We start from the raw sequence: 24,481 nt of genomic DNA on the forward strand, positions 1-24,481 counted from the left end.
GGAGTCAGAGCGTCTTCGTGACCATGAGCCAGAAGATCGCGAGGAACGCGACGAAGGCGAGCACGCCGAGCGCGGTCCATATCGCCATGAGCCGCCAGAAGCGCCGCGACAGCCGCGCCTGCGACGCCGCACAGTCGCGCGCTTCGGCGGCGATCAAAACCTGCAGCCACACGACCGGCAGCCAGCACGCAATCGCGAACACGTATAGCCCGATGGACCACGCGAGCCACGGCGTCTGCATCGGGAAGCCGACGAGCCGCATCATCAGATAGCCGGTAAGCGGCTGGATGATGGCCGTGGGCGTCGTGAAAAGCCAGTCCGCGAGCACGACGAGACGGCTCACGCGCGCGACCGTGCGCGCATCGCGCCCGAGGCTCGCGCTCAGCAGATAAAACGCCGAGCCGATGCCGGTGCCGAAGAGAATCGTGGACGACAGCACATGCACCCACTTGATGATGAGGTAAGTCACTTTCGGTTCTTTCTATCGAGTTGAATCAGTAAGACGAGGGCCGCGAGCATCGGCAGGTTCTTCGAAAGCGGACCATACGGATGCAGCCAGAACTCCGGCAAGCGCCAGCTGATGAGCGCCGTATAAGCGACGATCAACGCAATCTGACATTGCCAGAGCCGCGTGCGCGGGCCGAGACGCGCGGGCCACCAGAGCGACAGCACGCCGAGCAGCAGATCGAAGAGGGCAGCGGCGTAGAGCAGGAAAAGGCGCGTGCCGGGCGGCGCGCCGACGCGCGCGAGCAAATCGAGACTCGCCGCTTGCGGATAGAGCCATGCGGAAACGATCGCGGTCCAGATCCACACCGCCGCAATCGACGCGATCAGCAACGGCACGAGCCACGCGAGCTTCGCCTGCAGGCCGAGGCCGTGCGGCATCGCGCGCAACTGCGAGAGCCCTTTCGGCGGCCGGCCGAGCCATCGCGCGATGCCGTCGGCGGGCGCTGTGTTGCCGCGTTCCAGCATGCCGATGGAATCGCCGCTGACGAAGCCGCCCGGCAACTGTTCGCCGATGCGGGCGCTCAGCCGCACGAGCGGCATCGGCACCGATACGAAACGCGGGGCCGATGCGCCGGCGAGGCGCGCGAGCACGGCGAGATAGCTTCGCATCGTCATCGGCTCGGGGCCGACTGCGGCCACCGTTTCGTTTGGGGCATCCACGGCAATCGCGCCCTGGGTGACGAGTGCGACGACGTCATCGACATGCACGGGTTGGATGGACTGCGCGCCGCGCCCCGGCAGCGGGACGACCGGCAGCGTCGACCATGCGGTAAAAAACTTCGTGCTGGCTCCGTCCGGCGAAAAGACCAGCGACGGCTGCACGATCAGCGACGACACCGGTAGCGCGCGCAACGCATCGTCGGCGGCGCGCTTCGTCAAGTGATACGTGCTTGCGGCGTGCTCGTCCGCGCCGAGCGCCGAAATCTGCACGATGCGCCGCACGCCGGCCCGCGCCGCCGCATGAAAGAGCGCGATGGGCGCATCCGCATGCAGACGCTGGAAATCGTGGCCGGTGCGATCGTTGAAGATGCCGACCGCGTTGATCAGGATATCGACGCCTTCGAGAAGCGGTATCAAAGTTGCTTGATCGTCGATGCGCGCGAAGTCGAGCGCGACAAACCGGCATTGCTTCGATGGGTCCGCGTCCGCCGACGGATGGCGCGCGCAGCAGATCACCGAGTGACCATCGGCGAGCAAGGCCGCCGCGATGCGTGAACCGAGAAGGCCGGTTGAACCCGAGAGGAATATGACCATGACGCTGGGCATCGACCCGAAAAGAGACATTCTGTGGCCCGGCATCGCGGCCGGGCTGCTATCGACCGCGGCGCTCGCGGTGTGCGGCCGCCTCCACGGCAAGCGCGCGACGGCTCCGGTGAGCGCCGTGAGCCACTGGGTCTGGCCGCAAGAAGCGAACCAGACGGCGCGTCCGAAGCCACGGCATCTGCTGACGGGTCTCGCGATCCATCAACTGATGTCGGTCGGATGGGCGGCGGGCAACGCACTGGCTGTCGCGGCGGCGCGCCGTTCGATGGATCAGCGCGGCGGGCAGGGGGGGCACGGCCGGCGCATCGCGCTCGCTGCCGCGACGACCCTGGCCGCGGCGGCGGGCGATTATATTGTGGTGCCAAAGCGCTTCACGCCGGGCTTCGAATATCACTTGCCGGTCGCGCACATCGCGGCGGTGTATCTCGCGTTCGGGGCGGGGCTCGTCGTGCCGTTCATGATGAAGCGCCCGGCGCGCTGAGACTATTCCGCCGCCAGCGCATAGCGCCGGCAGTGCTCCAGATAGCCCACCTCGTGGCTGCCGACCAGCTCCACGATGCTGCTCCAGAGCCACAACGGCGCATCGATCGATTTGGTCTTCGCGCGCCGCAGTTCGGCGAGCCAGCCGCGACGCGTCGCCTTGTCCATCTGGCGCGCGTGCGCCTGGCCGACGACGAACGCGAGATAGCGCGCGACTTCCATCGCTTCCGTCTCGCCGATCTGCTCGATCTCCAGCTTCAGGTCTTGCGGCAGCAGTTCGCGCAGGACGACCGGCCGTTGCTGCAAGGTAGCGGCGAGCATCCGCTCACCGAGATGCGGCGACAATGCCCGCGCGCCCGCGACGACGCGTTCCGCGTTGTCGCGCGGCATCGAGACGCCGGGATATCGCGGCGCGGCCGCCTTCACGCCTTCCTTGATGTCGATGAGGCACAGATCGTCGCCTTCGACCACGCCGCCGTCGACATCGAGCAGCACGGCGTAGCGAAGGCGTCCGAGCGAGCTGCATCCCTTGACCCAGAACGCGGCGTCGAGGACGGTGACGTGTCCCGTATTCGGGCGATGACGCAGGCTCGTTGCGAGATCCGCGACCGTCGCCTTCTCGAAGAGCGCGTCGATTTCCGCGCGTTCGTCCTTGCTCACCGGCCAGAAGCGGCTGCCGAACGGAATGGTCGGGCGGGTGTCGTCGAGACGCTCGCGCGCGAGGTGCTTCCATGAGCGGCGCACCGCTTCGCGCATCACGACGCGCACCACTTCGGGCTTGCGGCACGCTTCGTCGGAGGCGCGGTCGCGGTCGAACGCGAGCACATAGCCCTGAAACAGCGCCTCGATCATGTTGATGGTGGTGACGCCGGGCAAGGCCGAACCGCGCGCCGCCGTCGCGAGCGAGAGCCCGAGGCGGATCAGGTCGTGCACCGGATTGCCGATGACCGTCTGATCGAGATCGCGAATCTGCACTTCGATGCGCCCATGCGCGTCCGCGACGGGCCCGAGATTGCCGGTGTGGCAATCGCCGCAGATCCAGATCGCCGGTCCTTCCGGCAGGCTGCGGATATCGGCCTGTTCCAGCCAGTCGTAAAACTTGGCGGTATTGCCGCGCACGTAGGCGTGCGTCGAGCGCGACATCTTGGCGTTGCGCCGCGCAGTCAGCAGGTCCTGTCGTTGGTCGAAGCGGGTCAGCCTGGGCTGTGGGGGATTGCGCATGGTGGCGTGTGTGCTGTGCGGACGTTTTCTCTCGTCCGATGAACGCATGGCGTGTGCCTGATTGTCAGCGGGTAGGCACGCGCTTCGCTGATCGATTGACGATTCCTACTCGGAGCACGAATGAGCACGCCGGAAACCATCGATAAAGCATCGACAGGCCGCATCGCACTGGCCTTGCAGGGCGGCGGCGCCATCGGCGCGTTCCAGGCGGGCGTGCTGGAAGTGCTGCACGAAGCGCAGGTGCCGATTCACGCGTGCTGCGGGTCGTCGATCGGTGCGATCAACGCGGCGCTCTTTTTCGGCAATCCGGCGTCGTCACGAATCGACCGCCTCCGCGCGTTCTGGGACGGCGTCTCGACGCCCGGCTCCGCCGCCCGCGACCAGATGCTGATGTTCTCCGGCTTCGCTCCGCTCGGCGATAACCTGCGCCGCATGTTCGCGGAGGCCGATCAGGGTTATGCGATGAGCTTCGGCATACCGGGTCTCTTCACGCGGCGGCTGAACGTTCCCTGGACGGTCGGCGCGGGCGATCCCGGCCTCGCGAGCGTCATGGACACGCGTCCGCTCATGCAGACGCTGACGCGCCTCTGCGACTTCGGCGCGCTGAACGCCAGCGAGACGCGCGTGTCCGTCATCGCGGCGAACGTGGCGACCGGTCAGCCGCGCTACTTCGACAATCGCGATGACGCCCTCGATGCGCGGATGATCGTCGCTTCCGGATCGCTCCCGCCGTGGTTCCCGGCCGTGGAGATCGACGGCGCGTGGTACTGGGACGGCTCGCTCGTGACGGCCGCGCCGCTGCGCCGCCTCATCGATACCGCGCCGCCCGGCCTGCCGACGACGGTGCTTCGCGCGGACCTGTGGAGCCCCGATGGCCCCGTGCCGGACACGATCACCGATGCCGAGATTCGCCAGAAGAACATCGAGCATGGAAGCAGGGCGGCCGAATACTACGAAGCGCTGCGTGAATCGCAGCAACTGAAGGCGCTGCTCGCGCATGCGCTCGAATCCATCGATGCGTCGCGCAGAGCGTCCGATCCGCAACTCGTGCGCGCCGCGTCGATGGTCGAGGCGAAGCCGGTGAACGTCGTGCCGGTCGATTACCGGCGGTCGCAATGCGTATCGCATTACAAGGACGGGCAGTTCGGCCGCGCGGCGCTCGCTGAACACTGGCGTCGCGGGCGCGATGCGGCCGAAGCGGCGCTTGCGCGAATGAATCGCGGCGGCTAGTGCGACGGGAAGGCGGTCGCGGGCACGATGAATGCGCGATGCGTCGCATCGAGTCACCGTTGCGGGTTCCGTCGTGGATCATCCTCCGTTCAGACTGACCGACTGGCATCGCTTCCTGTTCGGCAACACGTCATGGCACTTTCTGCTCGAAGTGCTGCTCCGGACGAGCCTCACCTATGTGCTGCTCGTCATGACGATGCGTCTGCTCGGCCGGCGTGTCGCGGCCCAATACACGCTGTTCGAGATATCGATCGTCGTCACGCTGGCGGCTGCCATCGGCGTGCCGCTTCAGGCTGCGAATCGCGGCATGCTGCCGCCGCTCCTGATCGCGCTCGTCGCCGTCGGATTGCAACGGCTGATCGCGCGGGCGGGCATCACGAATCGTCGCGTGGAAACGATGGTCGCCACCGATGTCACGCTGCTCGCCCGCGACGGCCGCCTGGATCACGCGGAACTCGTTCGCACCGCGATGCCGCGCGAGAAAATTTTCGAGGCGATGCGTATCGGCGGCTGGCAGCATCTCGGCCAGGTCAGCCGTCTGTACATGGAACCTTCGGGGCGCTTTTCCTTCATTCCGGCGCGTCCGGCGAAGCCCGGCCTGTCGGTGTTGCCCGCCGTCGACGAAGAGCTGCGCGCCGAGGCTCGCGTCGACGGATGGTCCGCGTGCACGCACTGCGGCAACACGGTCGGCGCCGACGGTTCAGCGGCGGCGTGCGACAACTGCGGCGCACGTGAGTGGACCTACGCCGTGTCCGACGTGGAGCGTTGATGGCATTCATCGAGCGGCTGCTCATCGGCGACGGACCGTGGGCCTTTCTCATCGAAATCATCGTGCGGGCCATCGTCATGTATGCGCTGCTGCTGGTCGCCATGCGGATGATGGGCAAGCGCGTGGCCGCGCAGCTCAGCATCACGGAGCTTGCGGTGATCCTGATGCTCGGCGCGGCGATCGGCATGCCGATCCAGGTATCGTCGCAGGGCGTGCTGCCCGCTGCGGTCGTCCTGCTCACGGTGGTCGCGCTGCAGCGCCTGAGCGGCAAGGCGGGGCTGCGCTGGCGGCGTTACGAAGTGCTCGAACAGGGCGACGTCACGATCCTCGTGAAGGACGGCCGCATTCTGATGGACGAGCTCAAGCGGAGCCAGATATCTCGCGAGATGCTCGCGTCCGAACTGCGCGCGATGAACGTCGCGCATCTCGGACAGCTCCGGCGCGTGTATCTCGAAGCGTCGGGGTCGTTCAGCATCGTCTACCGGAAGGAGCAGCGCCCCGGTCTCACGGTGCGGCCGGACATGGAGCAATCTCTTCTGGAGGCGATCGGCGTCAACGGTCATTTCTCATGCTGGAGCTGCGGCGTGACGGTCGCATCCCAGGAGCGGCCCCGCGAGCCGTGCGCGGCGTGTGGCGCGCATCGATGGGAATCGGCGGTGCGCGTACCCGACGAGCGATCGACGAAGACCGATCTCGGCGCGGCGCTCGACGCCTGAACATGGCCGCGCGAACCGGACGCGACGTCCGGCCCGCTGCGGCCGTCGGTCAATGAAAGAGCTTCACCGCCTGCGTGAGCGTGTTGGTGACGCCCCATGCGAGCGGGATCAGCACATAAAGCCAGAACAGCACCAGCAATCCCTTGTTCGACGAATTCATCGAGGTCTCCGAGTGTCAGCCGGCAGTCTGCGCCGCCGTGTCCATGTGATGCCTGTCGTTCACGCGCGTGACCAGCAGGTTGCAGAAGAAACCGATGACGAGCAGCACGGCCATGATGTGCAGCGTCATCGTGTAGGCATCCGCCTTGGCGACGCCGTGCGCCACTTCATACGCGCGGATATAGTTGACGAGCACCGGCCCCGCGATACCCGCCGCAGCCCATGCAGTCAGAAGCCGTCCATGAATGCCGCCGACGAACGCGGTGCCGAACATGTCCGCGAGATAAGCGGGAATGGTCGAGAAACCGCCGCCGTACATCGAGAGAATCACGCAGTACGCAGCCACGAAGAGCGCGACGTTGCCGGCCACGGCGAATTGCGGCACGAGATAGTAGAGCACCGCGCCGAGCACGAAGAAGACGAAGTACGTGTTCTTCCGGCCGATCCAGTCCGATGCCGACGCCCACACGAAACGTCCGCCCATGTTGAACAGCGACAGCAGCCCGACGAAACCCGCCGCCGCGCCCGCCGTGATCGACGACTTGAAGCTCTCCTGGATCATCACCGATGCCTGCCCGAGCACGCCAATGCCCGCCGTCACGTTGAGAAAGAGCACGAGCCACAGCAGATAGAACTGCGGCGTCCTGAGCGCCTGATCGATATGCACGTGGTTCTTCGTGATCATCCGGTTCGCGGTCACGGGCGGCGTCCATCCGGCGGGCTTCCAGTCGGCCGGGGGAATGCGGATGGCGAGCGCGCCGATCGTCATCGAGATGAAATAGACGACGCCGAGCACGACGAACGTCTCCGCCACGCCGGTGCTCGTCGCGCTCTTGAAGTAGTTCATCAGCGCGACGGAGCCGGGCGCCGCGATCATCGCGCCGCCGCCGAAGCCCATGATCGCCATGCCCGTCGCCATGCCGCGACGGTCGGGGAACCAGCGGATCAGCGTCGATACGGGCGATACATAGCCGAGCCCGAGCCCGATGCCGCCGATCACGCCATAGCCGAGATAAAGCAGCGCGATCTGATGCAGGTACACGCCGAGCGCGGAAACGAGGAAGCCGCCGCCGAAGCAGCATGCCGCGGTGAACATCGTGCGGCGCGGGCCGACCTTCTCGAGCCATTTGCCCGTGAACGCCGCCGATAGCCCGAGAAACACGATGGCCAGCGAGAAGATCCAGCCGAGCGTGGTGAGCGACCAGTCATCCGGCGCGGACTGCGTGATGCCGATGATCTTCGTGAGCGGCGCATTGAACACCGAGAACGCATACGCCTGCCCGATGCACAGATGCACGGCGAGCGCGGCGGGCGGCACCATCCAGCGTGAGAAGCCGGGCCGGGCGACGGTTGCTTCCTTCGAAAAGAAGCCATGCGGGCCATGTGCGGCCCCTTGCTTGATGCTGGTCATCGTGGTCTCCGTGACGCGCCGTTCGACTTCGAATTGCCGGCGCGCTCATCTTTGCTTTGTCATGGCCGTCCTGAAGCGCTGCGTCAAACATGCGATCCGCCGACATATGACGGAGGCAACGCATGACGGCTGCGCATGACCTTAGACAAGAGCAATGCGCTTTGCAATATGAATCGGCCCGGCATAAGCGTTTGCCCCAACCCGATGCGGGGCGCGGCCGCCACGCGCTTTGCACTGCAGGGAATGTGAACAGCGAGCGCGATGCCGGCATCGGCGCTTGTGCCGGTCGTCCATGCATCGGGGCTTCGCGCACGCAAAGGCGTCGAACGCGCGGATACGTCCCGCGCGGTGACGAAGCACGCATGAATCGCGTGCCGGCAACGGCGGGATGTTCCCGCTGGAACGTGCAAGGCGGAACGTGCCTGGCTAACGGGCCATGTGGTGCGAGGCGCGCGCTCGGTCGATCATCACCAGCGCGGCAACCGCTTCTCGACGAACGCCTGTGTCCCTTCTAGCGTGGCCTCGTTCATCATGTTGCAGGCCATCGTTTCCGATGCAAGCGCATAGGCGGCATCGATGCCCGCTTCGAGTTGCCGATAGAAAAGCCGCTTCCCCGCCGCGACGGCTTCGCGCGGCTTCCCTGCGATGCTCGATGCAAGCGCGCGGACCGCATCATCGAGTTCGCCCGGCGGCGCGACGCGATTCACGAGCCCGCGTTCCCGCGCCGTGCGTGCATCGATGAAATCGCCCGTCATCAGCATCTCGAACGCGGCCTTGCGCGATACGTTGCGCGAGAGCGCCACACTCGGCGTCGCGCAGAAAAGCCCCAGATTCACGCCGGATACCGCAAAGCGCGCTTCCTCGGATGCGACCGCGAGATCGCACATCGCGACGAGCTGGCAGCCCGCTGCAGTCGCAATGCCATGCACCCGCGCGATGACCGGCTGCGGGATGCGCTGAATCGTCAGCATCATGCGCGAACACCGCGTGAACAGGGCGCGATAGGTGTCGAGCGCCGGCTCCGCGCGCATCTCCTTCAGATCGTGGCCCGCGCAGAACGCGCGCCCTTCGCCGGCGATCAGCACGACGCGCGCCTCCGATTCACCGACGCGTTCGAGCTCGCGCTCCATCGCATCGAGCATGGCCTCCGAGAGCGCGTTGAACGCGTGCGGGCGATTCATCGTGAGCCTGACGGCGCCTTCGATGCCGTATGCGTCGTGTTCCACTACGACGAGTGCTTCGCTATCGCTCATTCGAAAGAGCCTCCTTCAAACGTCGATTGCCGCAACCGAGCCTGCGCGTTTGCGCAGTTCGAACTTCTGGATCTTGCCGGTCGATGTCTTCGGCAACTCGCAGAACTCGACGGCACGCGGCACCTTGAAGCCCGCAAGGTGCGCCTTGCAATGCGCGATCAGTTCGTCCGCGCTCACTTGCGCGCCGGGCTTCGTCTCGACGAACGCGCAGGGCGTCTCGCCCCATCGCGCATCCGGCTTCGCGACGACGGCCACCGTGAGCACCGCAGGATGCCGGTACAGCACGTCCTCCACTTCGATGCTCGATATGTTCTCGCCGCCCGAGATGATGATGTCCTTGCTGCGATCCTTGATGCGGACGTAGCCATCCGGATACGCGACGGCCAGATCGCCCGTATGAAACCAGCCGCCGCTGAACGCTTCCCCGGTGGCCTTCGCGTTTTTCAGATATCCCTTCATCGCGATGTTGCCGCGAAACATGATCTCGCCGATGGTTTCGCCGTCGTGGGCAACAGGCTGCATGGTCAGCGGATCGAGCACGCTGACCGCATCCTGCAAGTGATAACGCACGCCCTGCCGCGCATTGAGCCGCGCCCGCTCGCCGATATCGAGCGCACGCCATTCCGCTTGCTGCGCGCAGACGGTTGCGGGCCCATACACTTCGGTGAGCCCGTACACATGCGTCAGTTCGAAGCCGAGCCGCTCCATGCCTTCGATCATCGCGGCGGGCGGCGCGGCGCCCGCGACCATCGCATGGACCTTCTGCGCGATGCCTTGCTTCATCTCCTCCGGTGCGTTGACGAGCAGGTTCTGCACGATGGGCGCGCCGCAGTAATGCGTCACGCCTTCGTTGCGGATCAGATCGAAGATGGTCTTCGCATCGACCTTGCGCAGGCACACGTTCACGCCCGCCCGCGCGGCGACGGTCCAGGGAAAGCACCAGCCGTTGCAGTGGAACATGGGCAATGTCCACAGATACACGGCATGCTTCGGCATGTCCCATTCGAGGATATTGCTGATTGCATTCGTATAAGCGCCGCGATGGTGATACACGACGCCCTTCGGATTGCCCGTCGTGCCCGAGGTGTAGTTGAGGCAGATGGCGTTCCATTCGTCCGATGGCGGGGACCATTCATAAGCAGGATCGCCGCCCGCGAGCAACGCTTCATAGTCTATTTCGCCGATGCGCTCGCCTTCGCCCGCGTACTGGGAGTCATCGACATCGATCACCAGGATGGACTGCGGCACGTCTTCGAGCGCCTTCTTCATCGTACCGGCGAACTCACGGTCGACGAGCACCGCTTTGGCTTCGCCGTGCGTGAGCATGAAGGCGAGCGTGGCTGCATCGAGCCGCGTGTTGAGCGTGTTCAGCACGGCGCCCGTCATCGGCACGCCGAAGTGCGCTTCGACCATCTCGGGCGTATTCGATAGCATGGCCGCGACCGTATCGCCGATGCCGATGCCGCGCGCGATCAGCGCCGACGCGAGCCGGCGCGTTCGCGCGTACGTTTCGCCCCACGTGCGCCGTATTTCGCCATGCACGATGGCCGGCCGCTGCGGATACACGGACGCCGCGCGCTCGATGAAGGTCAGCGGCGTCAGCGCCGCGAAGTTGGCGGTGGTCTTCGGCAGGCCCTCGTCGTACATGTGCGCGGTCATGGTCGTCTCCTCGTTGCATCGGCCTCGAATGCCGCTCATCTTACGCGTGCCTGACGGTCGCGACGCATCAAGGCTGGTTGTCGAGCTTCACTTCGAAGCCGCGTCGCACGCCGGGCCTCGCGAACAAGGCGTCATACCAGCGTTCGACGTTCGGGTAATCGCCGAGCGCCACCTGATGACGCTCGTGCCGCCACGCCCAGCCGAGTATCGCGAAGTCCGCCACCGACAGCGCGCCCGCGACGAATTCGACTTCCGACAGCCGCTTGTCCAGCACGCGATAGAGGCGGCGCGTTTCGTCGGAATAGCGCTTCAGGCCATAGCGCCGGTCGCTTTCCGCTTCGACCATGCGGAAGTGATGCACTTGTCCCGGCATCGGCCCGAAGCCGCCCATCTGCCACATCAGCCATTCGAGCACCGGCACGCGATCGCGCAGGCTCGCGGGCAGAAACTGTCCGGTCTTTTCGCCGAGATAGAGCAGGATCGCGCCCGATTCGAACACGCTGATCGGCAGGCCGCCGGGGCCGTCGGGATCGACGATAGCCGGAATGCGGTTATTCGGGCTGATGCGCAGAAACTCGGGCGCGTGCTGCTCGCCTTTCGTGATGTCGACCGTCCTCACGGTATAAGGCAGTTGCATTTCTTCCAGCGCGACGCTGATCTTGCGCCCGTTGGGCGTGTTCCAGGTGTGCAGTTCGATGGTCATGTCGGTAGGGCGCCGATGGATGCGTTCAGGTCAGTTCTGCTGCGACGTAGCGCTGGAATCCCGCGCGCACGGACTGTTGCGCGTACCAGCGTTCGAGATCGGGCAGCGCGGGGCGTTCCAGTTCGGCGATGCCATACCATCGGCGCGCGTAAGCCGCGATGACGAGATCCGCCAGCGAGAACGCGTTGCCTTCGAGATGGTCGCGGGCTTTCAGGTGCGCGTTGACTACGCGCCAGAGTGTTTCGACTTCCCGCGCATCGGCTTCCAGTTGCCTGAGATGGCGCTTGGCTTCGGGCGTGCGGATGTAGCCCCAGAACACCGGGCGTTCCGCCGGCTGCAGCGTGGACAGCGTCCAGTCGAGCCAGCGATCGACGCTCGCGCGCAGCTTCGGCTCCGCCGGATAGATGGCGCTGCCGGGGCCGTACTGCATCGCGAGATAGCGGATGATTGCGTTCGATTCCCACAGCACGAAGTCGCCGTCGACGAGCGTCGGCACGCGGCCCATCGGGTTCATCGCGAGATAGCCGGGTTCGTGATTGCGGCCGAACTGCATGCCCGCGTCGATGCGTTCGTATTCGAGTCCCAGTTCGTCGCAGCACCACAGCACCTTCTGCACGTTGACCGAATTGGCCCGGCCCCAGATCGTCAGCATTCGATGTCTCCGTCTTGTCGAGTGTGTCGTTTGCTCAAGCATAACGGCTATTAAGCGAGGGCTGCAATCCGGCTTTGCTCTTACATAAGAGAGGGCTAATTCGTCCCTGGAAGATGCTTGGAAATACTAATCAAACGGCTGCGACCGTCGACAGCCGCGAGAACGCCCCGGAATGCCCGCGCGTTTGCGCTAAAGACAACACAAACGCCTGCCCGCTTGCCTGAGCCGATGCGCTGCGATATTTGATGTGATAAAAGTCCGCGTGCCCATCCGTCGTGCGGTCGCGCCCGCGATCCGAAGACAGCTAGACGAAAGCCGCTCGGATGGGCGCATCACATCGAACAGCAATAACGCCAAGACAACCATGAAGACGATCACCTCGCGCGCGGCCACCGCGCTTGCCGCATCCGCCATTGCCTGCGCCTGCCATTCCACGTTCGCGCAAAGCTCGGTCACGCTGTATGGCGTCGCCGATGTCAGCGTGCGCTATCTGACGAACGCCAACGCCAATAACGACGGCAAGCTGTCCATGACGAACGGCGCGATCACGAACAGCCGTATCGGCCTGAAGGGCACGGAAGACCTCGGCGGCGGACTGAAGGCGATCTTTCGCCTGGAGAGCGGCGTCGAACTGAGCAACGGCCAGTATTCGGACAGCCAGCGCGCCTTCAATCGCGCGGCCTATGTGGGGCTCGCGAACCAGTATGGCGCGCTGACGCTCGGCCGCCAGAAGACGCCTCTCTTCGACATGCTCGGCGATACCTACGATCCGCTCACGGTCGGCAATTACTTCGAGAACGCGTGGCTCCCCGTGGCGCTCGGCGCCGGACTCTATGCGGACAACGCCGTGAAGTACAACGGCACGTTCGCGGGCCTCACCATCGGGGCAATGTATTCGTTCGGCACCAACTACACGGCGACCGGCCCCGGTGGCTTCTCGGGCCAGGTGCCGGGGCATCTCGGCGCGGGCAACATGTACGGCTTCACGGCGTCGTATGCGGTGGGGCCGCTGTCGATCGGCGGCGGATACCAGCAGAACAGCGACAACGCCAGCAACAAGCAGAAGATCTGGAACGCGAACATCGTCTATGCGGTCGGGCCTGCGAAGCTCTATGTCGGCTATCTGCATTCGACCGACGACACCGGCTTTGTCAACAGTCTGCTCGCGCAACGCAATCTCGTATCGGGCGTGGACATTCTCAAGGGCTCAGGCCGCCGCGACGATGGCCCGTTCGCCGGCGTGACGTGGCAAGTGACGCCCGCGCTGCTGCTCACGGGCGCGTTCTACTACGATCACATGAAGAACGCGGCAATAGGCGGTGGCGAGACCGGCAGTGGCAATCGCTATACGGGCGTCGCGCTCGCGGAATATGCGTTGTCGAAGCGCACCGAAGTGTACGGCACCGTCGACTTCAACAAGGTCACGGGCGCGGGCTTCGTCGAGCTGCCGGGCAGGTCGAATCAGACAGGCGTATCGGTCGGATTGCGCAATCTGTTCTGATCGTGCCGATGGTGTCGGCTCCCACGCGGGCGCGGAACTTGCAACGCAGCGCGCGTAGTCAATATCAGGGAGACGAGGATGTCCGACACTCAAAGCACTCGACAGATCGACCCGTGCAGGCTCGGCGTTGCGTTCATCGACGCGCAATTGCTGTCGCTCTGCACGCACGCCGGCTTGCTGGCCGACTGGATCGAAAACGGCGAGCACGCGCCGGATTTCAGCGCACTGGCGCGGCTGGTTGCGCATCGGCGCGCGCATCCGGAAGCGCACGCGCATAGCGAAGACGGCATGCCGATGAAACAGGAGCCGACCGACGACCTGCAACCGTGGCCTTCGCTCGCGACTGCTTCCGAGCGCATGGCGTTCGCGTTGCGCGTGCCGTGCGTGAACGCGATTCTCGCGGTGGCGGATTTCTTCGACGTGCATCGGCTGTCGAGTTCGCGCACGCCCGAAGTGCAATTCCTGATGCGCCTGCGCGATGCCGCCGTGAATGGCGAGCGCTTTCGCATCGGCGAGGATGAGTACGTGCCGCATGCGGCATACGGCGGTCTCATCATCGACAAGACACTCGACGGTCAGGCCTTGTTCGGACAGACCGCGGATACCGGGTTCATTGCGTTCGGCGATGTGGTCGGTCTGCTCGCGTACTTGCGCAAGCTCCTGAAGAGCATGCAGGCGGTGATCAGTTCGGGCGATGCCGGCTGAAGCCGGAGAAACGCGGCCGCGTGCCATCTTGCGCGGCCGCGTTTCCTCGATGATGCGTTACTGCGCCGTCGCCTTCTTGTGATGCTTGTGGTGCTTGTGCGTCTTGCTATAGGCGGGGCGCTTCTGGTTCGACGGATAGTCGGCGGCGGCGAACGACAGCGTCGGCGCGGCAAACGCTGCGAGCACGAGCAGCGCGAGGGTCTTCTTGAAGGCAGTTTTCATCGGATGATCGAAAGTGAATCGTGAAAGATGCGGCGCGAACGATTCGACCGTCCGGGCCGCAGGCAATAAACGGTACGGCGCGGCCAGTGTAGCCGGACAAAATGACAGTGCCTCGATTGCCGCTTTCATGATTCACGCGTTCGGTCCTTCCGGCAACTTGCGCTGCCACGCCACCGCAATCGCGCTGCCGACGATCAGCGCAATCCCGCCAATCGATAACGCCGCGATCGTCTCGCCCCACGCAAGATAGCCGAACAACGCGGCCCACACGATGCTCGTGTAATTGAACGGTGCGAGCGCGCCCGCGTCGGCGCGGCGATAGGCAACCGTCATCAACAGTTGTCCCGCCGTCGCAAACGCGCCGAGCAGCGCCATTACGCCGAGCGCCTGCAGCGTCGGCATCTTCCAGCTGAAGGGGAGCGTGCACGCGGTGACGATCGTGCCGACCGCGCTGAAGAAGAGCACTGTCGTGCGTGAATCGTCGGTGGCGCGAATGCGCTTGATCTGCATGATCGACAACGCGCCGAAGAGCGCGCTCGCGAGCAGCAGCAACGGACCGAACCAGTTGGCCTCGCCCCCTCCGGGCCGCACGACCAGCAGCACGCCCGCGAAGCCGATGCACGCGGACCATGCGCCGCGCGTCGTCAATTTCTCCTTGAGGATGAACGGCGCGAGCACCACGACGATCAGCGTCTCCGAATAGGCGATCGCGACCGCTTCGCCGAGCGGGATGAACGGCAAGCCCGCGAAGAAGAAGCCCGATGCGCCGAGCAGCGTCAGCGCGCGCAAGGTCTGGCCTTTGACATCGAGCGTCCTGATGCGCTCGATCAGCGAGCGCTTGCCGATGCAGCACATTGCGAAGGCGGGAACGAGGCCGAACAGCATGCGAAAGAAGGTCACTTCGTTCGGCGGATACTGCAGCGCGACGACTTTCGCGAGGGCATCGACGATGGCGAAGGACAGCATCGACGCGAGAATGCAGCCGATGCTCGCAAGCGGTAGCGGCCCGGTGCGTGTGGCGGTGATCGATGGCATGAGGCGCAATGAGCAATCAGATAGCGGACAGGGCGCTGCCGCGACGCTTGCGCGGCTTCGGCTCGACGCCCACGCGCGGATCGCGGGCGAGCACGAGCGCGGTCAATTGCGCGGCGACGGTCTCGAAGTCGGGGCTTTCCTGCGCGACATACAGCCACTTCCCGAGCACCGGATGCGGCCGCAAGGCGGGCATCGCGTCGATCAGCGCTCCGTGGCGTTCGTGCGATGTACACACGAGCAGGCCGTTCCACGGCTTCTCGCGATCGGCGGCGACGAGGCACAGCAGGCCGTCGATATACGCCGCATCGCACCCGAACATGCGGCGGCGAATGTAAGTGGCGTCGCCTTCGAGAGCGTCGAAGATCCAGAGCAGCGAATTGCGGATGGAGGCGGGCATCGTTCAACCGGGTTGCTGCTGGCAGTCCGTCTGCAGCCAGCGAGCGATGCGGCGCTGCGCCATCTGGAGATCGTCGGGATAGTACGGGTCGTACCACTTCGACGGGTCGTAGCCCGCCTTCCTGAGCGCGGTCAGCTCGCTGCGCTTGCGCTCGGGCGTCGGCGGCGCGTGATCGCGCAGCGCGATGAGGTCGCGGCATTCCGTTGCGGACAGGCGCCCCGCGTCGGCGGGGGAGCCGCTCGCGGCGCAGCCCGCCAGCGCCGGTATCAGCGCGCACAGCGTCAATGAGGTGATAAAGGCGATCTTCATGTCAGGTCTCGGAGGAGAAGCCATTGCGCGGCTGGTGAATTGTGTCCGATTTCTCGCGATGTCGATTTGGGCCCCGGTGCATCGTCGTAGACTGTGTCGACTTTTTCAAGTGAAGGGTGAACACCATGGCTACCGGCACCGTCCGTCTGCAACGCGTCTTGCGCGCCACGCCCGAACGCGTCTATCGCGCGTTCGTCGAACCGGACGCCATCGCGAAGTGGCTTCCGCCGTATGGCTTCACGTGTCAGGTTCATCATATGGACGCCCGCGCGGGCGGCACGCACAAGATGTCGTTTCGCAATTTCAGCACCGGCCACAGCCATTCGTTCGGCGGCGAGTACATCGAACTCGTGCCCTTCGAGATGCTGCGCTACACCGACCGTTTCGACGATCCCAACCTTCCCGGCGAGATGCACGTCACCGTCTCGCTGCGGCAGGTGTCCTGCGGAACGGAGTTGAGCGTCGTGCAGGAGGGCATACCCGAAGTCATTCCAGTCGAGATGTGCTATCTCGGCTGGCAGGAATCGCTGCTGCAACTCGCGAGACTCGTCGAGCCCGACATCGCGGAATGACGTGTCGCGGCGCGTGTGCCGTTACGCTCAGGGCCTTGCCGCGACTTCATCCAGATGCGCCAGCAAGTCGGCCGGATCTTCGTACACGCGCAACGCGCCCGCGCGCTCCAGTTCGTCGCTGCCGTAGCCGCCCGATAGCAGGCCCACGCCGAGCGAACGGCAACGGCGCGCCGCGAGCATGTCCCAGATGCTGTCGCCGACGACCACCGTATGCTCGATCGGCACGTTCAGCCGTTCGGCGGCGGCGAGGAACAGGTCGGGGTCGGGCTTCGCATACTTGACGTCGTCGCGCGTAATGACGACCTGCTTCGACGCATCGACACCCAGCGCCTCGAGATTGACCGCCGCCGTTTCCATGCGTCCGCTGGTCGCGATGGCCCAGCGCGTGCCCGCGTCCGTCAGCGCGGCGAGCAGTTCACGCGCGCCCGGCAGCGGACAGACCTGCGCGCGCAGCCGCTTGTACGCTTCGGCATGCAACTGACGCAAGCGCTCCACGCGCTCCGCGCTGATCTCGCCGTGCGTCTCGCGCAAGAGCTGGTTGGTGAAGAGCCCGCCGCTCATGCCGATCTTGCGATGAATCCGCCACACCGACAGTTCGATGCCCTCGGCATCCAGCGCTTCCTTCCAGGCGAGCACGTGCTGATAGACGCTATCGACGAGCGTGCCGTCCAGGTCGAAGAGAAACGATGTTTCGATCCGCATGTTCTGCTCCCTTGAAGTCACTCCATGATACGCACGATCCCGCACGCGAGGGCCAATGCCCTGCATCGATGCGATAATCGATCCTCGCGCCTACTGGCCGCAATGACGCGGTAAAACCGCATCCAATCCCACTTCGAAGCATCGACAACGCACCACGGAGCCCATTTTGAGCCGCATCGACAATCCCGCTCGCGATCAGGAGGCCGGCGTGGCCGACTCCACGCAAGATACGACCCGCATCGACGACACGCGCATCGGCGCGGTGCGTCCGCTGATTTCGCCCGCGCTGCTGCTCGACGAACTGCCGGTCACGTCCGAGGTGCAATCGCTCGTCGAGCGAAGCCGCGCGGGAATAGCGAATATCCTGCATGGCCGCGACGACCGGCTCGTCGTCGTCGTCGGGCCGTGTTCCATTCACGACCACGATCAGGCGATGCAGTATGCGCGGACTTTGAAGACCGTCGCCGAGCGGCTCAGCGACGATCTGCTCATCGTGATGCGCGTGTACTTCGAGAAGCCGCGCACGACGGTCGGCTGGAAGGGCTATATCAACGATCCGCGTCTCGATGGCAGTTTCCGCATCAATGAAGGTCTGCGCCGCGCGCGCGAACTTCTGCTCGAAATCAGCGCGCTCGGGTTGCCGACCGCCACCGAGTTTCTCGACCTGCTGAGTCCGCAGTACATCGCGGATCTGATCGCGTGGGGCGCGATCGGCGCGCGCACGACCGAGAGCCAGAGTCATCGACAGCTCGCATCGGGGCTGTCATGCCCGATCGGTTTCAAGAACGGCACCGATGGCGGCGTGCAGGTGGCCGCCGACGCGATCGTCGCGGCGAGCGCGAGCCATGCGTTCATGGGCATGACGAAGATGGGCATGGCGGCGATCTTCGAAACGCGTGGCAATGCCGACTGTCACGTCATTCTGCGCGGCGGCAAGAAAGGCCCGAACTACGATGCGGACAGCGTGAACGCCAGTTGCGCGGCGCTGGCGGCGCTCGGTCAGCGCGAACAGGTGATGATCGACTGCTCGCACGCGAACTCGAACAAATCGCATCAGCGTCAGGTCGATGTCGCCGAGGACATCGCGCGCCAGTTGTCGGCGGGCGAGACGCGCATCACGGGCGTGATGATCGAGAGTCATCTCGAGGAAGGGCGTCAGGACCAGAAGCCCGGCGTGCCGTTGAAGCACGGGGTATCGATCACGGATGCGTGCCTCGGCTGGACGCAGACCGAGCCGGTGCTCGAGTTGCTGGCGGAAGCGGTGCGCAAGCGCAGGGCGCGGTAAGGCAGGGAAAAAGCTGCCGCGCTCAGGCGGCAGCCGCTGAATTTACCGCATCGAGCAGCGCTTCCGGATCGTAGGGCTTGCGCAGTTGAATCGCTCCCGGCAGCGCCTGGCGTTCCTCGTCGCTCAGTGCAAGCTCGTAGCCCGTCACGAACACCACGCCGAGCGACGGTTCTTCGCGACGCGCGGCCATCGCCAGCGCAACGCCGGACTCCCCCGCGAGGTCCACGTCCGTCAGCAAGACCTCGAAGCGATGCGCGCGCAACAGCGCCGTCGCTTCATCGACGCTCGCGGCTTCCGTCAGGTCGAGTCCCAGCGAGCGCAACAGTTCCGCGCTGCTCGTGCGGACCATTTCGTTATCTTCGACGAACAGCACGCGCTTGCCCGACACGCCATCGTCCGTGCCTTCGGGCGGCGCGGCTGCGGCATCGGCATTCGCGTCCGCGCTCTTGCGAACGTGTCGCCCGAGCACGAGCCGGACCTTGCGCGCGAGCGCGTCGTGCGTATAAGGCTTGCTCAACAGGTCGATGCCTTCGTCGAGCCGCCCCGCATGCACGATCGCGTTGTCGGTGTATCCCGACGTGAACAGCACCGCGATGCCCGGCACGCGCTCGCGCGCCTTGCGCGCCAGTTCGGTGCTGCGCAGCGGCCCCGGCATCACGACATCGGTGAAGATCATGTCGATGGGCACGCCGCTTTCGACGATGGCGAGCGCGCTATGCGCGTCCTTCGCGCGCAGCACGCGATAGCCGAGATCGGCGAGCAGGTTGACGACGGTGGCGCGCACTTCCTCATCGTCCTCGACGACGAGAATGGTTTCGCTGCCGCCCTTGGCCGGTCCCGCTTGCGTATTCGTTTCGAGGTCTTCTTCCTCGCGCGCACGCGGCACGTAGATACGCACCGTCGTGCCGTGGCCTTCCTCGCTGTAGACCTTCACGTGCCCGCCCGACTGCTTGACGAAGCCGTACACCATCGAGAGGCCGAGGCCCGTGCCTTGTCCTTCGCGCTTGGTCGTGAAAAACGGCTCGAACGCGCGTTCCTGCACTTCCGGCGACATGCCCGAGCCCGTATCGGTGACGGCGACCATCACGTACTGGCCGGGCAGGACATCGGCGTTGCGCATCACGTAGGTCTCATCGAGCGATGCATTGCCCGCCTCGATGGTGAGCTTGCCGTGGCCGTCCATCGCGTCGCGGGCGTTGATCGCGAGATTGAGCAGCGCGTTCTCCACCTGGAAAGGATCGACGAGCGTGTTCCACAAGCCGCCCGATACGATCGTCTCGATCTCGATGCCGTCGCCGAGCGCGCGGCGGAACATGTCGTCGAGGCCGCGCACGAAGCGGCCCAGATTGACGACCTTCGGCGCGAGCGGCTGGCGTCGTCCGAACGCGAGCAGTTGCGATGCGAGATTCGCGCCGCGCGCCACGCCCGCGAGCGCGCTGCGCACGCGCTGCTCGGCCTTGTCGTGACCGGCGACATCCTTCGCGAGCAGTTGCAGATTGCCGCCGACCACCTGCAGCAGGTTGTTGAAGTCGTGCGCGACGCCGCCCGTCAGCTTGCCGATGGCCTCCATCTTCTGCGCCATGCGCAGCGCCTCTTCGGCGTGACGCAGCGCGTCGGCGGTTTCGCGGTCGGCGGTGACGTCGCGGCCCACGCCGTGAATGCGCCGCGTGCGCGGATCGAGCGACAGCGTCCACGCGATCCATCGCCATCCGCCGTCGATGCGCGCAAGCCGGCACTCGTACCGCACCGGCGCGCCGCTCGCGCGCAGCTTGTCGAGTTCGAGCGCGACGCCGGGCGCGTCGTCGGCATGGACGAGTTCGAGCATCGTGCGCGCATGCAGGCGCTGCGCATCGATTCCGAGCACCGACGACCACGACGGACTCACGCGCAACAGCGCGCCTTCGAAACTCGCGATCACGAACAGGTCTTCGCTGAGTTCCCACAGCCGGTCGCGGTCCGCGACGACTTCCGTCACGCGCCGCTCGAGCGTTTCGTTCAGATCGCGCAGCGCGGCCTGCGCGCGGGTGCGCTCGGCGATCTCGTCCTGCGCCGCCTGAAAGAGCCGGGCATTGTCGATGGCGATCGACGCCTGCGCCGCGATGCCGCTGAGGATATGCTCGGCGCGCTCATCGAATATGTTTGGTTCGGGATGCCCGAAGAAGAGACCGCCGAGCACTTCGCCGGTTCGCGAGATGACGGGCGCGGCGAGATAGCTGCACACCGCGAGATGGCCCTTCGGCATGCCGTAATGCGGCGCGCTGTGGCCGTAGCGCGGGTCTTTCGTGATATCCGGCGAACGGACGATGCCCTCGCCGCGAAACGTCGGCCCGAAGACGCTCGTGTTGCGCGGCATCGGAAACTTCGCGAAGCTGTCTTTCGGCACGCCCGAGAGCGCATAGAGCTTGTAACTGCCGCCTTCGTTGTCGGGCACGTTATAGAAGAACGAACCGAACGCCGCGCCCGTCAGTTCGGTGGCCGCGTCCGTCACCACCTGGACGACACGCGCCAGATCGAGCTCGCCCGCGACCGTGGTTCCGACGCGGTTGAGCACTTCCAGCACGCGCGATTCCTCGCGCAGCCGCAGTTCCGTCTCGCGCCGCAGCCGCGCGAGCCGCAGATTGTTCGCCACGCGCGCGAGCAGTTCGCGAGCGGAGAAGGGCTTGGTCAGGTAATCGTCGGCGCCGGCGTCGAGGCCGCCCACGCGCGCTTCCTCGCCCGCGCGCGCCGACAGCAGCACGACGGGCGTGTCGCGCAGCATGTCGTCGTCACGCAGCGCGCGCAGCAGGCCGAAGCCGTCGAGGCGCGGCATCATCACATCGGAGACGATCACGTCGGGCGCAACGCACGGGCGGCATCGAGCGCGGCGGCGCCGTCTGCGGCGACGTCGACCTCGTGGCCTGCGGCGGCCAGCATGCGGCGCATGTACTCGCGCAAGTCGGCGTTATCGTTGACGACGAGCACGCGGCCCGTCGTCGCGAGGATCGACGCCGTTTCACCGTCGGCAGGCGCGAGCGGTGCGTCGAACGCGGGCGCAAGGCCGTCGATCGCGCGGAGATCGCCGGTTTCGTCGGCATCGGGCGTCCAGCGCAGCGCCGCATCCACGTATGAACGCGCGCCGCTGCTCGCTTCGGCGCGCGCGGCGGCGTCGCGCGGAACGGACGCCAGCTGCGCGGCGGGCAGCGTGACGCGGAAGCACGCGCCGTCGCCGGGGCTGCTGTTGACGCCGATGCGCCCGCCGTGCAGCTTGACGAGTTCCTGGACCATCGCGAGGCCGATGCCGCTGCCTTCGACCGAGCGCCCCGTCGCGCCCGCGACGCGATGAAAGCGCTCGAAGACGCGCTCCAGCTCCTCTTGCGGAATGCCGATGCCCGTATCGCGCACGCACATCTCCACTTCCTGACCGGCAATCGTGCGCAGCGACACTTCGATCGCGCCGTCGAACGTGAACTTGAACGCGTTCGACAGCAGATTCATCACGACCTTCTCCCACATGTCGCGGTCGATGTCCGCGATGATGGGCGTATCGGGAATGTCGATGCGAAGCTCGATCCCGGCCGATTCGATGGCCGAGCGGAACAGCGACGCGAGTTCGGCGGTGAAGGCGGCGATATCCGTCGTCTGCCGGTGAATCTCGATGCGTCCCGCCTCGATGCGCGAAAAGTCCAGCAGCGCGTTGACGAGCTTCAGAAGCCGCAAGCCGTTGCGATGCATCATCTCGACGAGCCGCACGTCGCCGGGCGCGACGCGCTCGCGGTTCGCGAGCATCTCTTCGAGCGGGCCGAGCATCAGCGTGAGCGGCGTACGAAATTCGTGGCTGATGTTGGAGAAGAACGTCGTCTTGGCGCGATCGATTTCCGCGAGCGCCTCGGCGCGGCGGCGCTCTTCGTCGTACGCATGGGCGTAGCCGATCGCCGCGCTGACCTGTCCCGCGACGAGATTCATGAACGCGCGATAGCCGTCATCGAACAAGCGATACGGATTCAGCCCGACGACCAGCACGCCAGCCGGGCCCGTCTCGCCGGTCGGTGCAATCGGCAGGAGCGCGGCGCGCGTCGGCGCGGCGTTCCATGCGCCGCTCGGCAGGGCGGTGTCGAAGTGCTCTTGCAGATTCGTCACGAGCCGCGCCTGATTTTCGCGCAGGACGTCGTGAACGGGCCATGCGCCGGGTTGCCCCGCATGCAGCGTGTCGGGCGCGGCCGGATGCCCCGGTGCGATGCCGCACGCGCCGACGAGCGCCGCCGTCTGGCTGGCGGGCTCGGCTGCGTAAAGGAGCGCGAACGGCATGTCGCGCGGCGCGTTTCCGAGCGCTTTCATGGAACGTTCGCAGGCTTCCCGCCAGGTGCGCGCATCGGCGGCGGAAGTCGCCAGTTCGCGCAGCACGAGTAGTTGCCGCTCGCCGAGCACGCGTTGCGTATCGTCGCTGTTCGCGCAGATGATGCCGCCCGCGCTGCCGCGGTCGTCGGGAATCGGGCTATAGGAGAACGTGTAATACGTTTCCTCCGGAAAGCCGTTGCGCTCCATGATGAGCAGCTTCTGTTCGACGAATGTCCCTTCCACGCCCGAGAGCGCGGTGTCGAGCAGCGGGCCGATGTCGTTCCAGATTTCCCGCCATACGACCGAAGTCGGCTGGCCGAGCGCCTCGGGATGCTTGCCGCCGATGATCGACTTGTACGCGTCGTTATAGAAGAACAGCAGTTCGCGGCCCCAGCCGATCCAGATGGGCTGGCGCGAGGTGAGCATGATGCGGATGGCGGTCTTGAGGCTCTGCGGCCAGAGCATCGGTTCGCCGAGCGAAGTCTGCGCCCAATCGAAGCCCCGGATGAGCACGCCCATTTCGCCGCCGCCGAGCAGGAAACTCGGTTCCACGCCGTCTGCTGTCGTATCCGGGATCAGATTGTTGGACTTCATCGACGCAAAATCTCCTCGCTGGTCTTTTCGATGCCGCGGCATGATCGCGCAAGAGCGACGTTCTGTGGATGAGGCTGCCTGAATGAGCCACGCGATTTTCGCATGGAACAGCGGTCGCCCCGCGTCGGCTCGCGCGGCCGCGATGCGCTTTTTTGCGTGACGGCGATAGCAACTTTCGTGACCAGCGCGCGCCCGCGGATTGCGGACGGACAGGATTGCAGGGACCTGGAAGTCTCGTGTAAGGATTGCTTCTTGCTGTCCGGCTTGTGTCCAGCAGGGAGGAATATATGCAAACCAAAGGCCACACTTCCACCGACCAACTCGACACCATCCCCGACACCACGAGTCCCGCCTATGCGAAGGCGAACCCGATCATGCGGGCGTTCGACAGTTTCGCGAGTCTCGTCACGCGTTGGGCCGGCTCGCCGTATGCCTTCGGCTTCGCGGTGACGAGCATCGTCGTATGGGTCGTCACCGGGCCGCTCTTTCATTACTCGGACGGATGGCAGCTCGTCATCAATACCGGCACCACGATCGTCACGTTCCTGATGGTGTTCCTCATTCAGCAGAGCCAGAACAAGGACAGCGTCGCGCTGCACCTGAAGCTGAACGAACTGCTCGCGACGCATCGGCGGGCGAGCAATCATCTGATCGGCATCGAGGATGCGAGCGAGGAGGAACTGCGCAGACTCGCCGCGGCGTATCTGCGCCTGGCTGCCGACGGCGGTTCGAAAGCGGGGGCGAGTCCGTCGCCCGCGTGCGATGTTGACGCTCAAACCGAAGTGGAAGGCGCGAGCGCCAAGGGCGCACGCTGAAGCGCGG

General features: G+C 65.4%; 23 protein-coding genes and 1 pseudogene. 9 read left to right on the forward strand and 15 right to left on the reverse strand.

Features of this window, described 5'->3' with window-relative positions:
- Positions 1-4: 4 nt before the first annotated feature.
- Positions 5-469, reverse strand: coding sequence for a DUF2269 domain-containing protein (locus tag P9255_RS10005; RefSeq protein ID WP_309768036.1), 465 nt, complete (start codon positions 467-469; stop codon positions 5-7).
- Positions 466-1,761, reverse strand: a complete 1,296-nt coding sequence (locus tag P9255_RS10010) for an SDR family oxidoreductase (RefSeq protein ID WP_309768035.1) — start codon at positions 1,759-1,761, stop codon at positions 466-468. Before P9255_RS10010 ends, P9255_RS10005 begins: the two co-directional genes overlap by 4 nt.
- On the opposite strand from P9255_RS10010, the gene P9255_RS10015 reads away from it, so the two are divergent.
- Complete coding sequence (locus P9255_RS10015; protein ID WP_309768033.1) at positions 1,754-2,251, forward strand: hypothetical protein; 498 nt, start codon at positions 1,754-1,756, stop codon at positions 2,249-2,251. The genes P9255_RS10010 and P9255_RS10015 overlap by 8 nt on opposite strands.
- A 2-nt stretch (positions 2,252-2,253) precedes the next feature.
- Here P9255_RS10015 and P9255_RS10020 read toward each other — a convergent pair whose 3' ends face one another.
- Positions 2,254-3,471 carry a DUF2252 domain-containing protein gene (locus tag P9255_RS10020; RefSeq protein WP_309768031.1) on the reverse strand — a complete coding sequence of 406 codons (1,218 nt, stop codon included), beginning with the start codon at positions 3,469-3,471 and terminating at the stop codon, positions 2,254-2,256.
- 120 nt (positions 3,472-3,591) lie between these two features.
- On the opposite strand from P9255_RS10020, the gene P9255_RS10025 reads away from it, so the two are divergent.
- The 3 genes from P9255_RS10025 to P9255_RS10035 all read left to right on the forward strand — a co-directional run bounded on the left by P9255_RS10025 (position 3,592) and on the right by P9255_RS10035 (position 6,186).
- Positions 3,592-4,701, forward strand: a complete 1,110-nt coding sequence (locus tag P9255_RS10025; protein ID WP_309768030.1) for a patatin-like phospholipase family protein — start codon at positions 3,592-3,594, stop codon at positions 4,699-4,701.
- A 73-nt stretch (positions 4,702-4,774) separates the two neighbouring features.
- Entirely contained in the window at positions 4,775-5,470 is a 696-nt protein-coding gene (locus P9255_RS10030) for a YetF domain-containing protein (protein WP_309768029.1), read from the forward strand.
- A complete protein-coding gene (locus tag P9255_RS10035) occupies positions 5,470-6,186 on the forward strand; it encodes a YetF domain-containing protein (RefSeq protein ID WP_309789433.1) in 717 nt (238 codons plus the stop codon). Before P9255_RS10030 ends, P9255_RS10035 begins: the two co-directional genes overlap by 1 nt.
- A 49-nt stretch (positions 6,187-6,235) precedes the next feature.
- Here the strand turns inward: P9255_RS10035 and P9255_RS10040 are convergent, their stop codons facing one another.
- The 6 genes from P9255_RS10040 to P9255_RS10065 form a co-directional block, all read right to left on the reverse strand.
- The gene (locus P9255_RS10040) at positions 6,236-6,346 is read right to left on the reverse strand and encodes an oxalate:formate antiporter (protein ID WP_309768027.1); all 111 of its coding nucleotides are present in this window, start codon (positions 6,344-6,346) and stop codon (positions 6,236-6,238) included.
- Between the two features lie 15 nt (positions 6,347-6,361).
- A complete protein-coding gene (locus P9255_RS10045) occupies positions 6,362-7,756 on the reverse strand; it encodes an OFA family MFS transporter (RefSeq protein ID WP_309768026.1) in 1,395 nt (464 codons plus the stop codon).
- Between the two features lie 467 nt (positions 7,757-8,223).
- Complete coding sequence (locus P9255_RS10050; protein ID WP_309768025.1) at positions 8,224-9,009, reverse strand: enoyl-CoA hydratase; 786 nt, start codon at positions 9,007-9,009, stop codon at positions 8,224-8,226.
- Positions 9,010-9,024: 15 nt separating this feature from the next.
- Positions 9,025-10,668, reverse strand: a complete 1,644-nt coding sequence (locus tag P9255_RS10055; RefSeq protein ID WP_309768024.1) for an acyl-CoA synthetase — start codon at positions 10,666-10,668, stop codon at positions 9,025-9,027.
- A gap of 67 nt (positions 10,669-10,735) precedes the next feature.
- Positions 10,736-11,371: a glutathione S-transferase N-terminal domain-containing protein gene (locus P9255_RS10060; protein ID WP_309768023.1), complete on the reverse strand. Its 636-nt coding sequence runs from the start codon at positions 11,369-11,371 to the stop codon at positions 10,736-10,738.
- A 25-nt stretch (positions 11,372-11,396) separates the two neighbouring features.
- On the reverse strand, positions 11,397-12,023 hold the full coding sequence (locus P9255_RS10065) for a glutathione S-transferase N-terminal domain-containing protein (RefSeq protein WP_309789434.1): 627 nt from the start codon (positions 12,021-12,023) through the stop codon (positions 11,397-11,399).
- Positions 12,024-12,387: 364 nt separating this feature from the next.
- Between P9255_RS10065 and P9255_RS10070 the strand changes: the two genes are divergently transcribed.
- The gene (locus P9255_RS10070) at positions 12,388-13,524 is read left to right on the forward strand and encodes a porin (RefSeq protein WP_309789435.1); all 1,137 of its coding nucleotides are present in this window, start codon (positions 12,388-12,390) and stop codon (positions 13,522-13,524) included.
- Between the two features lie 78 nt (positions 13,525-13,602).
- Entirely contained in the window at positions 13,603-14,229 is a 627-nt protein-coding gene (locus tag P9255_RS10075; protein ID WP_309768019.1) for a hypothetical protein, read from the forward strand.
- A gap of 57 nt (positions 14,230-14,286) precedes the next feature.
- Here P9255_RS10075 and P9255_RS10080 read toward each other — a convergent pair whose 3' ends face one another.
- From P9255_RS10080 to P9255_RS10095, 4 genes are all read right to left on the reverse strand, one after another.
- The gene (locus P9255_RS10080; protein WP_309768018.1) at positions 14,287-14,451 is read right to left on the reverse strand and encodes a hypothetical protein; all 165 of its coding nucleotides are present in this window, start codon (positions 14,449-14,451) and stop codon (positions 14,287-14,289) included.
- A 132-nt stretch (positions 14,452-14,583) separates the two neighbouring features.
- Entirely contained in the window at positions 14,584-15,486 is a 903-nt protein-coding gene (locus tag P9255_RS10085; protein WP_309768016.1) for a DMT family transporter, read from the reverse strand.
- A gap of 16 nt (positions 15,487-15,502) precedes the next feature.
- Entirely contained in the window at positions 15,503-15,883 is a 381-nt protein-coding gene (locus tag P9255_RS10090) for a hypothetical protein (protein ID WP_309768015.1), read from the reverse strand.
- A gap of 3 nt (positions 15,884-15,886) precedes the next feature.
- Entirely contained in the window at positions 15,887-16,192 is a 306-nt protein-coding gene (locus P9255_RS10095) for a DUF4148 domain-containing protein (protein ID WP_309768014.1), read from the reverse strand.
- 125 nt (positions 16,193-16,317) lie between these two features.
- On the opposite strand from P9255_RS10095, the gene P9255_RS10100 reads away from it, so the two are divergent.
- Positions 16,318-16,764 carry an SRPBCC family protein gene (locus P9255_RS10100; protein WP_309768013.1) on the forward strand — a complete coding sequence of 149 codons (447 nt, stop codon included), beginning with the start codon at positions 16,318-16,320 and terminating at the stop codon, positions 16,762-16,764.
- 27 nt (positions 16,765-16,791) lie between these two features.
- Here P9255_RS10100 and P9255_RS10105 read toward each other — a convergent pair whose 3' ends face one another.
- Positions 16,792-17,466 (reverse strand): HAD family hydrolase, encoded by a 675-nt coding sequence (locus tag P9255_RS10105; RefSeq protein WP_309768011.1) that lies wholly within the window; start codon positions 17,464-17,466, stop codon positions 16,792-16,794.
- Between the two features lie 166 nt (positions 17,467-17,632).
- On the opposite strand from P9255_RS10105, the gene P9255_RS10110 reads away from it, so the two are divergent.
- Positions 17,633-18,751, forward strand: a complete 1,119-nt coding sequence (locus P9255_RS10110; RefSeq protein WP_309768010.1) for a 3-deoxy-7-phosphoheptulonate synthase — start codon at positions 17,633-17,635, stop codon at positions 18,749-18,751.
- 22 nt (positions 18,752-18,773) lie between these two features.
- Here P9255_RS10110 and P9255_RS10115 read toward each other — a convergent pair.
- Positions 18,774-23,659, reverse strand: a pseudogene (locus P9255_RS10115) (response regulator).
- Positions 23,660-23,946: 287 nt separating this feature from the next.
- Between P9255_RS10115 and P9255_RS10120 the strand changes: the two are divergent.
- Positions 23,947-24,474 (forward strand): low affinity iron permease family protein, encoded by a 528-nt coding sequence (locus P9255_RS10120; RefSeq protein WP_309768007.1) that lies wholly within the window; start codon positions 23,947-23,949, stop codon positions 24,472-24,474.
- Positions 24,475-24,481: the final 7 nt, after the last annotated feature.

The sequence above is a fragment of the Caballeronia sp. LZ019 genome (assembly GCF_031450825.1).
Lineage (GTDB): Bacteria > Pseudomonadota > Gammaproteobacteria > Burkholderiales > Burkholderiaceae > Caballeronia.